The 12,047-nt window shown below is 70.9% G+C and carries 11 protein-coding genes; 7 read left to right on the forward strand and 4 right to left on the reverse strand.

The features are described from left to right. The first annotated feature begins 259 nt into the window (after window positions 1–259). The 4 genes from RMO04_RS20850 (at window position 260) to RMO04_RS20865 (ending at window position 4,162) form a co-directional block, all read left to right on the forward strand. Window positions 260–610, forward strand: a complete 351-nt coding sequence (locus tag RMO04_RS20850; protein WP_309646688.1) for a metalloregulator ArsR/SmtB family transcription factor — start codon at window positions 260–262, stop codon at window positions 608–610. Next, window positions 607–1,077: an SRPBCC domain-containing protein gene (locus RMO04_RS20855; RefSeq protein ID WP_309646689.1), complete on the forward strand. Its 471-nt coding sequence runs from the start codon at window positions 607–609 to the stop codon at window positions 1,075–1,077. Before RMO04_RS20850 ends, RMO04_RS20855 begins: the two co-directional genes overlap by 4 nt. 125 nt (window positions 1,078–1,202) lie before the next feature. Beyond that, window positions 1,203–3,686 carry a hypothetical protein gene (locus tag RMO04_RS20860; protein WP_309646690.1) on the forward strand — a complete coding sequence of 828 codons (2,484 nt, stop codon included), beginning with the start codon at window positions 1,203–1,205 and terminating at the stop codon, window positions 3,684–3,686. A gap of 98 nt (window positions 3,687–3,784) precedes the next feature. Beyond that, window positions 3,785–4,162 (forward strand): VOC family protein, encoded by a 378-nt coding sequence (locus RMO04_RS20865; protein ID WP_309646691.1) that lies wholly within the window; start codon window positions 3,785–3,787, stop codon window positions 4,160–4,162. A gap of 4 nt (window positions 4,163–4,166) precedes the next feature. Here the strand turns inward: RMO04_RS20865 and RMO04_RS20870 are convergent, their stop codons facing one another. Then, the gene (locus RMO04_RS20870; RefSeq protein ID WP_309646692.1) at window positions 4,167–5,201 is read right to left on the reverse strand and encodes a MerR family transcriptional regulator; all 1,035 of its coding nucleotides are present in this window, start codon (window positions 5,199–5,201) and stop codon (window positions 4,167–4,169) included. A gap of 117 nt (window positions 5,202–5,318) precedes the next feature. Here RMO04_RS20870 and RMO04_RS20875 point away from each other — a divergent pair, with 117 nt between their 5' ends. Further along, window positions 5,319–6,668, forward strand: coding sequence for an acyl-CoA thioester hydrolase/BAAT C-terminal domain-containing protein (locus RMO04_RS20875; protein WP_309646693.1), 1,350 nt, complete (start codon window positions 5,319–5,321; stop codon window positions 6,666–6,668). An 18-nt stretch (window positions 6,669–6,686) separates the two neighbouring features. Here the strand turns inward: RMO04_RS20875 and RMO04_RS20880 are convergent, their stop codons facing one another. Next, window positions 6,687–7,313 carry a CoA pyrophosphatase gene (locus RMO04_RS20880; protein WP_309646694.1) on the reverse strand — a complete coding sequence of 209 codons (627 nt, stop codon included), beginning with the start codon at window positions 7,311–7,313 and terminating at the stop codon, window positions 6,687–6,689. A 172-nt stretch (window positions 7,314–7,485) separates the two neighbouring features. On the opposite strand from RMO04_RS20880, the gene RMO04_RS20885 reads away from it, so the two are divergent. Next, entirely contained in the window at window positions 7,486–8,826 is a 1,341-nt protein-coding gene (locus tag RMO04_RS20885; protein ID WP_309646695.1) for a serine hydrolase, read from the forward strand. Between the two features lie 65 nt (window positions 8,827–8,891). Beyond that, window positions 8,892–9,734: an NAD(P)/FAD-dependent oxidoreductase gene (locus RMO04_RS20890; protein ID WP_309646696.1), complete on the forward strand. Its 843-nt coding sequence runs from the start codon at window positions 8,892–8,894 to the stop codon at window positions 9,732–9,734. On the opposite strand, the gene RMO04_RS20895 is transcribed toward RMO04_RS20890, so the two are convergent. After that, the gene (locus RMO04_RS20895; protein ID WP_309646697.1) at window positions 9,731–11,515 is read right to left on the reverse strand and encodes an SLC13 family permease; all 1,785 of its coding nucleotides are present in this window, start codon (window positions 11,513–11,515) and stop codon (window positions 9,731–9,733) included. The two genes, RMO04_RS20890 and RMO04_RS20895, sit on opposite strands and share 4 nt — an antisense overlap. Window positions 11,516–11,642: 127 nt before the next feature. Further along, window positions 11,643–12,047 (reverse strand): OmpA family protein (locus tag RMO04_RS20900; RefSeq protein ID WP_309646698.1); only part of this gene is annotated, 405 nt, incomplete at its 5' end.

The following is a 12,047-nucleotide window of genomic DNA, read 5'->3' on the forward strand; positions in this document are numbered from 1 at the left end:
TCGCGGACGCCCCAGTTGGCGTCGCCGACGGGGGTCCAGCCGTCGAGGCTCCTGCCGTCGAACAGCGACTTGGCCCTGGGCCGTGCGAAGGCCGGCGGCGCGAGCACGGCGGTGGTCAAGCCGGCGACGAGGCCGCGGCGGTCGATCCTGGGCGTCATGCCGATTGCCTCCGAGCGGAGCGCAGGTTGAGAGCCCGGCCCGCGCGCGTCAAACTGGATTTCAACTTGACAGCCCAGCTTCGATCTTATCAGTTTGCTGTATGGTGAACTATCAGCATCGAGAGCTTGACCGGGTTTTCGCCGCCTTGGTCGACCCCACCCGGCGAGCGATCCTAGCGCGGCTGGAACAGGCCGAGAGCCTGTCGGTCACGGCCCTGGCCGCGCCGTTCCCCATCAAGCTGCCGGCGGTGATGAAGCACCTGGACGTGCTGTCGGACGCCGGCCTGATCTCGCGCTCCAAGCAGGGGCGCACGGTCGCGGTCCGGCTGTCGCCCGAGCCGCTGCGTGAGGCCCGCGACTGGTTGAGCCGCTATGACCGGTTCTGGTCGCCGGCCCTGGATCGGCTGGCGGCCTATGCCGAGGCGCGGGAAGCCGGGGCGGTGCGCGAATGACCACCAGCCTGACCCTGGTGCGACGGATCCGCGCCCGCCCATCCATCGTGTTCGAGGCCCTGACCACCCCCGACGGTGTGGGCGCCTGGTGGGGCCCCGACGACCTGCCCGTGGTGGTGGCCGAGGTCGATCCCCGCGTGGGCGGGGCGTTCCGCGTTCGGTTCCAGACCCTGGACGGGCGGGAGCACGAGGTTCAAGGGGAGTATCTGGAGGTCGTTGCGCCGCGCCGCATCGCCATGAGCTGGCGCTGGGTGCTCGGCGGCGAGCCGGAGGAGCTGGGGCGCGTCTCGCGCATCGAGTGCGACCTTGCACCCATGGCGGGCGGCACCGAGCTCACCTTCACCCACGCCGATCTCAAGAACGACGTCTCGCTCGCCAGCCACACGCACGGCTGGATGGGATCGATGTTCAAGCTGGTCGCCTGGCTGGGCGACCTCGACGACGACGTAAGTCGCGACGGCGTCTGACGGCCGCCGGCGCCTTGTCGACGGGTGAAGGTGAACGGGCTCGACGGATTTCCGCTCATCGCGCGTTCAGGAGCGGAAGGGTTCTTAGGACCCGTTCCTCCCGCTTACGCCACAAGGTCAAGATTTTGAGTTCCCCCCGCGTCCCCGGCCGCCGTTCGGCCGGCCTGATTGTTCGACTGCTCGCCGGCGTGGCGATGGCCGCCCTGACCGCAGCTCCCGCCCTGGCCCAGGAGCAGGATCCCGAGGCGTTCGAGGTCGAGGAACTGGTGGTGGTCGCCGGCGTGCGCACACTGCCAGGCTCGGTGGCCGGCGACATCACGCCCGAGGTGACCCTGTCGCAGCGCGAGATCCGCGCCTATGGCGCCGCCAGCGTCGCCGAACTGCTGGAGGCCCTGGCGCCGCAGACCCAGAGCGGACAGGGTGGCGGAGGCCGGCCCGTGGTGCTGATCAACGGCGCCCGCGCCTCGGGCTTCGCCGAGATCCGCGACCTGCCGACGGAAGCCATCGCGCGGGTCGAGATTCTACCCGAAGAGGTGGCGCTGAAGTACGGCTACCCCGCCGACCAGAAGGTCGTGAACATGGTGCTGCGCCAGCGGTTCCGAGCCTGGCTGGCGGAGGGCTCGGTCTCGACCCCGACCCAGGACAGCGGGATCGGCACGGCCTCGGCGCATGGCGCCCTGCTGCGCATCCAGCGCGGCCAGCGGCTGACCCTGGACGCCCGGATCAGCGACGTCGATCCGATCCTGGAGAGCGACCGGGGCCTCTCGGGCGCCGACGGGGCGTTCCGCACGCTGCAGTCGGAGTCTCGGAGCCTGGCGCTGAACGGCGTCTACGCCCGGCCACTGGGCAATGGGGTGTCGGGTACGCTGAACGGGGTGTTCGAATCCACCGACAGCGAGGGCAAGCTGGGCCTCTCGCCCTTCTCGACCCAGGCCCTGATCCGCCGCTCGCAGTCGGACAACGCCAGCCTGGCCGCCGCCGCCAGCGGCGCCTATGCCGGATGGCAGTGGTCCTACACCGGCGAGATCGCGCGCACGGTCGCCGATACCGACACCGACCGCGCCCTGAGCGGCCTGGCCTATACCGACCACACCAAGTCGACGAGCACATCGGCGCAGTCCGACATCGTCCTGAACCGGGCCCTTTGGGAATTGCCGGCCGGCCGGGTCAGCGCCACCCTGACGGGCCGGGTTTCGACCGTCGAGCTGGAGAGCGAGGCGCTGCGCGCCGGCGTCAGCCAGTCCAGCGAGCTCAGCCGCAGCATCGGCCAGCTTCAGGCCAGTTTCGACGCGCCCCTCACGCTGGCGGGCGAGGGCCTGGGCGAAACGATCGGAAGGTTGTCCGGCAACCTCAATCTCAACTACCAGCACCTCTCGGATTTCGGCGATCTGCGGACGGTGGGCGGCGGGCTGAACTGGACGCCGGCCAAGCCGCTGCGCGTGCTGGCCTCGTTCACGCGGACCGACCAGGCGCCGAGCATCAACCAGCTTGGCGACCCCGTGACGGCGACGCCAGGGGTGCGGGTGTTCGACCTGGCGACGGGCCAGACGGCGGAGGTCATCCGGATCACCGGCGGGTCGCGCGACCTGGACGCCGGGCAGCGCGACGTCTTCAAGCTGGGCGTCACCTATAAGCCCTTCGACCAGACCAACCTGACCCTCCAGGCCAACTACGTCTCCACCCGCACGGAGAACGCCATCGTGGCCTTCCCCTCGGCCTCGACCCAGGTGGAGGCCGCCTTCCCCGACCGCTTCGTCCGCGACGCCAACGGGGTGCTGACCCAGATCGACGCCCGGCCGGTGAACTTCGCGCGCCAGTCGCGCGACGAACTGCGCTGGGGCTTCACCTATTCGCGTCCCGTCGGCCCGCAACCGAGCCCCGAGGCCCTGGCGGCGATGCGCGAGCGTCGCGGCCGTGGCGAGGGCGGGCCGCCTCGGCCCGAGGGCGCTCCAGCCCGCGCTCCCGGGCAGGCGCAGACCCCCACGCCCGAGGGGGCGCCGGACACGCCGCCGAGCCCTGAGCGCGGCCCTTCCGGCTTCGAGGGTCGGGGTCCGGGCGGCGGCGGAATGGGCAGGGGCGGCGGAGGCGGCGGGCGTGGCGGCGGCTTCGGCGGCGGCGGAGGTCCGCGCGGCGGGGTGTTCCAGGTCGGCCTCTATCACACGATGGCGTTCCGGGATGACATCCTGATCCGGCCGGGCCTGGCCGAACTGGATCTGCTGGACGGGGCGGCCATCGGGGCCGGCGGCGGCTCTTCGCGCCATCAGGTGGACCTGCAGGCCAACTACACCCGTAACGGCATGGGCGTGGCCATGAACACCAAGTGGCAGAGCGCCACGCGGGTGATGGGCGCCGGGCTGGGCGACGACCTGGAGTTCTCCGACCAGACCACCGTGAACCTGCGGCTGTTCGCCGACCTGGGGATGCTGCCCATCGCCCGTCAGCAACGCTGGCTGCGCGGCGCGCGCGCCACCCTGTCGATCGACAACCTGTTCGACAGCCGCCAGGACGTCACCACCGCGGCCGGCGTCACCCCGATCAGTTATCAGCCCGACCTGCTGGACCCGGTCGGGCGATCGGTGCGGCTGTCGGTGCGCAAGCTGTTCTTCTGATCAGCGCGGGGGGTTCGCAAGCCGCCGGCGGGAATGCTAAGCGTGACCGCAAGAGGGCGGAACCGCCCCGCGGCGCCAAGGGCAGAGGAACGTACGGAATGTTTTCGCACATCATGATCGGGACCAACGACCTGGACCGGGCCAAGGCGTTCTATGACGCGGTGCTGGGTACGCTGGGCGTGCCGGAGGCCAGGGTCGACGGACACCGGATCTTCTACATGACGCCGACCGGCGTGTTCTCGGTCTCCAAGCCGATCGACGGGGAGGCGGCCACCTTCGCCAACGGCGGGACCATCGGCTTCGCCTGCAATTCGCCGGAACAGGCCGACGCCTGGCACGCCGCGGGCGTGGCGGCCGGCGGCGTGTCGATCGAGGAGCCGCCCGGCGTGCGCCAAGGCGGCATGGGCAAGCTGTACCTCGCCTATCTGCGCGATCCGGACGGCAACAAGCTGTGCGCCCTGCACCGAATGGGGTGAGGGCTCACGCCACCTCAGGGCGCCACGCGATGACGCCCTCGGTGCGCGCCCGCACGTCCGGCGGGGCCAGGCAGGTGGCGACGGCCTCGTAGCCCGGCGCGCCGGGATAGGGGGCCACGCGACTGGGCGGGCTGTGGTTGGCGGGGCAGAGCAGGATCGCCTCGTCGGGACCGACGGCGGCCAGATCCAGGAGCGCGTTGGAGCGGGTCATCAGGAACAGCGGCCGCGCGGCGGGACCACGTCGGCGCAGTTGGGCGATCAGCGCCGCCTGGGCGGGTTCGTCCAGGCCCTGTTCCACCATGTCGACCACCAGGGCGGAGGGGCCGTCGTCCTCGAGGCGGGTCAGCAGGGCGGTGAGGGCGTTTGACGGGGTCGCGCCGTCCTCGACAATCCAGGCCAGGGCCTGATCGACGCGGGCCTTGAGCGTCGGATCGGCGGCGAGCCGGGCGTGGGCGGCAGCACCGTCATCGTCCGCCCGGTCGAGCCCCACGAAGGCGGCGCCGGGGATTTCGTCGGCCAGGCGCAGGGCCAGCCGCGTCTTGCCGCAGCCGAGCGGGCCGACGATGTAGGTGATGGGGGCGATGTCGCGCAGCTCGAACCTCTCGCCACCCCACGGCCAGGGCAGGTCGAAGGCGACCTGCAGATCGGCTGCGGGGCCGAACAGGCGCGCCAGGTCCTCGCTGGCCAGGGTCCGGCCCTGGGCGAGGTCGGCGCGCAGGGCGCGGACCTTTTCGATGGCGACGGCGAGCCCGCGGATCTGAGCTTCGAGCGCGCCCTGGTGCGTGGCCAGGGCCGGTTCCAGCCCCTGGGGATCGCCGGCCAGCACGCGGGCCACCTGGGCCAGGCTGAGGCCAAGCGCACGTAGGGCGGCGATCTCGGCGGCACGGGCCATCTCGGCCGGGCCATAGGCGCGCCAGCCCGCGGCGGTGCGAATCGGAGTGACCAGCCCGCGCTGCTCATAAAGCCGCAGGGCCTTGGCGGAGACGCCGAGCCGCCGGGCGGCTTCGGATGGGTTGAGGACCTGGGCGGAAGGGCTCACGAATCACCTCGTTGTTCGCTGACCTCGAGACGTATCGGGGCGACCCCAGGGGCCGGGTCAACGGGTGATCTCGCGCCACGGCTTTGACAGCCCGCGTGGCCGGTGAGAGCGTCGGCCATGCGCTGGTTGATCCTCCCGGCTTTCGTCCTGGCCCTGGCTGGCGGCCCCGTGTCCGCCACGCCCGCCATCGAGGTGTCGCCTGCTGAGGCGATCGAGGGCGACGAGGTGGTGGTGCGGGTCACCGGCCTGGCGCCGGGACAGGTGATCACGCTGCACGCCGGGCGTCGGTGGGGCCGATATCCGACAGGCTCGGAGGCGTTTGCCGGGCAGGCGCGTTTCACCGCCGGCGCCGACGGCGTGGTCGACACCCGCCGCGATGCGCCGCTGGCCGGCTCGAGTTATGGCGGCGCCGACGCCTCGGGGCTGTTCTGGTCGATGACCCGCGTGCCGGACAGCGCGAGCGCGGCGCAGGCGTCTGAGGATGTCACTCTGAACCTTGAGAGCAACGGCGCGACGGTGGCGAGCCGCCAGGTGCGGCTGGCGACCGCCGCGCCGGGGGTGAGGGTTCGCGATGTGCGCGAGGACGGGGTGGTCGGCGTGTTCGCGGGCCATGGCCCAGGCTCCGTACGACCGGCCGTGATCCTGTTGGGCGGGTCGGAGGGCGGGCTCTACACCGCCCGGTCGCTCGCGCCGATCCTGGCCTCGCGGGGCTACGCCACGCTGGGCCTCGGCTATTTCCAGGGCGACGAACCCGACCTGGCCGCCCTGCCCCCCAATCTCGAGGAGATTCCCCTCGAGGCGATTGCGGCGGCCCGCCGATGGCTGGCGCGCCAGTCCGGGGTCGACGCCGAGCGGATCGCGGTGATCGGGATGTCCAAGGGGGCGGAGTTGGCCCTGATCGCAGCGGCGACCTATCCCTGGATCGACGCGGTGGCGGCCTTCGCCCCCAGCCATGTGGTCTGGGAAGGGATACCCCAGGACCCGCCGGTGCGACCCGCGACCTCGTCCTGGACCCTCGCGGGCAAGCCCTTGCCGTTCGTGCGCTGGAGCGTGGCGGCCGAGCGCCGGGGGACTGCGGCGCGCAAGGCCAACGGGCGCTCGCGCCTGACCGAACCGCATCTGGAATCCCTGGCCCTCTACGCCGCCGACGTGCCGGCCGCGACCATCCCCCTCGAAGCCAGCCGCGCGGCAGTGATGCTGGTGGCCGGGATCGACGACGGCATGTGGCCCTCGGCCTATTCGGTGGAGCAAATCCAGGCGCGGCTGACCTCGGCGGGCTACGATCGGCCCGTCGAGGTCGAGATCTCGCCGACGGGCCATCAGGTGCTGGGCACGGGCTGGGCGCCGACCACGGCCTTCCAGCGACCGACCGGGCGGCTGCAGGGCGGCGACGCCAAGCTGGACGCTCAGGCCCAGGCGGCAGGGTGGCGCAAGCTGCTGACGTTCCTGGAGCGTCACTTGAGGTGAGGCGCATCCAGGCGCCGATCAGCGCCAGGCGAACACCGGCTGCTCCAGGTCTGCGACGCGGGTGACGCGGCCGGCGACCAGTTCGCGGAACTGGTAGATCAGGGCGGCCGTGGGGGCGTGGAGATCCTGGTCGCCAACCCGCAGGCGGATCAGGGCGCGTGGACTTTCCGGGATCGTCTCGAAGGTCACCGCATCGTCGGCGTGCATGTGGTCGAGGCGGATACGGTGGACGGAAGCGACCTCGTCCGGGTTGGGCGCCAGGGCGCCGGCATCGTCCAGCCAGGCGACGACCGGGGTGATCGCGTAGCCCGATCGGGTGGGATAGTCGTCGAGGACGCCCAGGATGTTCTGCGGCGGCAGGCTGAGGCCCAGCTCCTCCTCCAGCTCGCGCAGGGCGGCCTGCTCCAGGGTTTCGCCGGGATCGCAGCGGCCGCCAGGCAGGGCCCACTGTCCGGCGTGGGCGCGCATGCGGGCCGCGCGGCGGGTGAGCAGGAAGGCGGCCTGGCCTGACCCGTCGTCGGTCTGGACCAGGGTGATGGCCACGGCGGCGGGCTTCAGATCGCCGCCCTCATAGGCGATGCGCGGGAAGTCGCGGCATCGGGCCGACAGCGTCGTTCGCAGGGCGTCGGAGAACGGAAAGCTCATCGCGGAACCGTCGGGCGCAGCCCGTCCATGAGGATGTCGCTGGGCGGCCAGCCGCCTCGCCTTACGACAAGACGCCTCTGATATGCGCAGGAATCCTCCGCGTACATCCCTGACGACCGCCCGGGCGATGACGCGATGGCGGCTTGCCGAATTGCTTGCAAAATGAGACTTAATGAGTAGCGATGATGGGGAGGTGGCGGTGAAGCGATCTATTCTGGCTCTCATGCTGGCGGCAGCGATTGCGGCCCCGGCCGCGGCGCAGGCGCCGTCGAGCTTCCCGGACGCGGCGGCCAGCGACCCGGTCGCCATGGGCTGGATGGTGGGCGCACCCCCGCCGCCGGAGCGGATAATCCGCTTCGAGGACAGCAGCTTCCTGCAGTTTCCGCAGATCCGCTGGACCTTCTCCAACTGGCGGCAGCTGTTTCCGACCGTGGAGGTGTCGCGGGGCGACGGGCCGGTCAGCGCCCTGCCCCGCGCCGAGCGGGCCGACCTGGACGCCGTGAGCTTCCAGCCCCTGGTGGGCGACGCGCCGATGACCTGGGGCGCTTCGGTGGCGGCCAACTACACCGACGGCATCCTGGTGATGCACCGGGGCAAGATCGCCTACGAGCGCTATTTCGGAGCGCTGAAGCCCCAGGGCCAGCACATCGCCCACTCGGTCACCAAGTCGTTCGTGGGAACCCTGGCGGCCATGCTGGTCGCCGAGGGCAAGCTCGATCCCGCCGCGCCGGTGACCCGCTACATCCCCGAATTGAAGGACAGCGCCTTCGGCGACGCCACGGTCGGCCAGGTGTTGGATATGACCACGGGCCTGGCCTATTCCGAGGTCTATTCAGACCCCAACTCCCCGGCCTGGGACTTCGTGCGGGCGGGCGGCCTGCTGCCGCGGCCGGCGGGCTACAGCGGGCCCAAGACCTCGTTCGACTATCTGAAGACCCTGAAGAAGGCCGGCGAGCACGGGGCGGCGTTTTCCTACAAGTCGCCCAACACCGAGGTGGTCGGGTGGCTGGTCAGCCGGGCCACGGGCCAGCCGCTGGCGCAGGTGCTGAGCGAACGGCTGTGGGCGCCGCTGGGCATGGAGGGCGACGGTTACATGCAGGTCGACTCGGTCGGCGCGGCCTACGCGGCCGGAGGCCTGAACCTGCGGCTGCGCGACTTCGCGCGGTTCTGCGAGATGATGCGGCGGGGCGGGTCGTTCAACGGACGCCAGGTGGTCCCGTCCACCGTGGTCGCGGGGATCGCCAAGGGCGGCGACCGCGCCAAGTTCGCGCCGGCCGGCTACAAGACCCTGCCCGGCTGGAGCTATCACGACCAGTGGTGGGTCAGTCACAACGCCCACGGCGCCTATATGGCGCGCGGGGTGCATGGCCAGGCCTGCTACGTCGATCCGAAGGCGGAGATGATCATCGTGCGGTTCGCCTCGTTCCCCCTGGCGGCCAACCCGAACATGGACCCCATCTCCCTGCCCGCCTACCACGCGCTGGCGGAGCACCTCATGGCGAGGCCACGCTAGGCGGCGCCCTTTCGGCGAGGTGGGCGTTATAGCGCCAGGCCTCAGCGCCAAGCGGGATCCACGACATGACGAGCACCAAGGGCGGCGTGGACCTCTACGACGCGGTCATCATCGGCGCGGGCCCGGCCGGGCTGACAGCCGGCATCTATCTGGCGCGGTTCAGGCGCCGGGTTCTGATCCTGAGCGCCGGACCATCACGCGCCAGCTGGATCCCCCGCAGCCACAACACGCCCGGCTTTCCCAATGGCGTCGGCGGCCCCGAGCTGTTGCGGCGGCTGACCGAACAGGCCGCGCAGTTCGGCCTGGAAATTCGTGAGGCGCGCGCCGAGCGTTTGAAGTTGGCGGACGGGCTGTTCGAACTGTCAGGCGCGGGCGGCGTGGTCCAGGCCCGGACGGCGCTGCTGGCCACGGGCGTGGTCGACCGGCTGCCGGATATCGAGGGACTGGAGGCGGCGATCCGACGCAGCGTGGTGCGGATGTGCCCGATCTGCGACGCCTTCGAAGCGATCGACGCCCGCATCGGCGTCATGGGGGACGGCGACCTGGCCCAGCGCGAGGCGGCGTTCCTGAAGGACTATTCGGACAGGGTGAGCGTGGTCGGCGAGGGCGCGGGGGGCATCAGCTTCACCGACACCGCCGCCCACTGGGCGGGCCGGGACGGAACGGAGCAGACGTTCGATCACCTCTATCTGGCCCTGGGGTGCAAGTCCCAATCGGCCCTGGCCTTGGCCTGCGGAGCCAAGACGGACGACGACGGAAATCTGGTCGTCGACGACCATCAGATGACGTCCGTCGAAGGCCTCTACGCCGCTGGCGACGTGGTGCGCGGCCTCAATCAGATCGCAGTCGCGACAGGCGAAGCCGCCGTCGCCGCCACGGCCATGCACAACCGCCTGCGCAAGGGTTAGGCCGCCGTCAGCGGCCAGAACCAGGCAATCAACGGGCCGCCGAGGATGAGGATCAGCAGGGTCAGCGGGGCGCCCAGGCGGGCGTAGTCGCTGAACCTGTAGCCGCCGGGTCCCATGACCAGGGTGTTGCACTGGTGGCCGATGGGGGTGAGGAAGTCGCAGGCCGCCCCCAGGGCCACGGCCATCAGAAACGGGTCGGGGTTGAGCGCCAGCTTCTGCGCCAGGCTGGCGCCCACGGGGGCCACGATTAGCACGGTGGCGGCGTTGTTCAGGAACGGCGTGGCGGCCATGGCCACGGCCATGATCGAGATGAGCGCGATCATCGGCTCCTGGCCCCGGAACACCGACGACAGCCAGTCGGCGATCAGGTCGGCGCCGCCGGTGGTCTCGATGGCGCCGGAGACCGGGATCATGGCGGCGATCAGGATGATCAGCGGGCCGTCGATGGCGGCGTAGGCCTCGCGCATGCGGATCGAGCCCACCACCACCATCAGAACCGCCGCGCCGAAGAAGGCGATGGCGACCGGGGCGACCTGGAAGGCCACCAGGATCATGGCGCAGGCCAGGATGGCGGCCGGGGCGATGCGGTGGCGCATGCCGCCCAGGCGCATCTCGCGCTCGGCCAGCGGCAGCAGGCCCAGGGCCGAGAGCGCGCCCGGCAGGCTGCGCTCACCGCCCTGCAGCACCACGATGTCGCTCGCCCGCAGCCGCACCCGATTGAGGTGCTGCTTGAGACTGTAGCCGGAGCGGCTGACCGCCAGCAGGTTGACCCCGTGCTGGCCGTAGAGGTCGAGCTGTTGGGCCGAGCGGCCGATCAGGCCGGACTCCGCGCCCACGACCACCTCCAGGATGCGGACCTCCTCGGTCGGCTGCTCCATGGTCACGGGGCGGTCCGACCGCATCAGCCGCAGCTTGGCGCGCTTGATCAGGTCGTCCAAGGCCTGGGGTTCGCCCTGCAACAGGAGGGTGTCGCCCGGGCGGACCTTCACATTGGCATGGGGCCGGGCGATCCGCTTGCCGTCGCGGCGCAGCGCCATGATCGCCACCTCGCCGTGGGCCAGCGCATGGAGGTCGGCGATGCGGGACTTGGCCACGGTCCAGTCGTCCGGGACCCCGACCTCGGTGAAGTAGGCGTTGGCGGCGAGCGCCGCCTCGATATTGGCCGCGGGGGCTCGCCCCTTGGGCAGGATGCGGTAGGCCAGGCTGAGATAGACGAGGCCGAGCAAGGCCAGGCCGATGCCGACCGGAGCGTAGTCGTACATGCCGAACGGCTTGCCCAGGATCTCCTCGCGGACCTGGGAGACGATGATGTTGGGGGCCGTGCCCACCAGGGTCACCACCCCGCCCAGCATGGCGCCGAAGGCCATGGGCATGAGCAGTCGGGAGGGCGAGGCGCCGGTGCGCCGGGCGATCTGCAAGGCCACGGGCATCAGGATCGCCAGGGCGCCGACGTTCTTGGTCGCCGTCGACAGCAGGGTGACGGCGGCGGTCAGCACGGGCACCTGGCTGCGCTCGGTCTTCAGGTACGGAACCAGGGGGCGCAGCACGGCCTCGATGATGCCTGATCGCGCGAAGGCCGCGCTGACGATCAGGGCCGCGCCGATGATGATGGTGATGTCGTTGGAGAGGCCTTCGAACGCCCTGTCGGCCGGGACGACGCCGAGGACCACGCCCAGCAGCAGGGCGCAGACGGCGATCACGTCATAGCGGAAGCGGCCCCAGATGAAGGCGGCGATCGTCAGGCCGATCAGGCCGAACGCAAGGCCCTGTTGTAGCGTCATGCGGCCCCCCGGTTGCGTCGCATCGCTAGGAACGCGGATCGCCAGGGAAGGCTGCTAGGCCAAACAAAAGAGCCCGGCCTTTCGGCCGGGCTCCCTGTCGTCAGCTACGTCGCTGAAGATCGAGATCTTAGAAGTTGATGTCGATCGTCGAGCGGCGGTTCAGCGGTTCTTTCACGCCGTCGCCGGTCGGAACGGCGAGTTGCGTTTCGCCCTTCCAGTCGACTTGCAGCTTGTCTTGGCCGAGGCCCAGACCAACCAGCGCATCGGCGACGGCCTTGGCGCGGCGTTCCGACAGGCGGGCGTTGTAGGCGTCCGAACCCGAGGAGTCGGTGTGGCCGACCACGATCACGCGGGTGGCGTTACCGGCGCTGGCGTAGCTCGCGGCTTCCTGCACCACCGTCTGGGCTTCCGGCGTCAGGACGTACTGATCGAACGGGAAGTAGACGATGAATTCCTTGGCCACGAACGCCGGCGGAGGCGGCGGGGGCGGCGGCGGAGGCGGGGGAGGCGGCGGGGGCGGGGGCGGAGGAGG

It is taken from the genome of Phenylobacterium sp. (assembly GCF_031412415.1).
Lineage (GTDB): Bacteria > Pseudomonadota > Alphaproteobacteria > Caulobacterales > Caulobacteraceae > Phenylobacterium.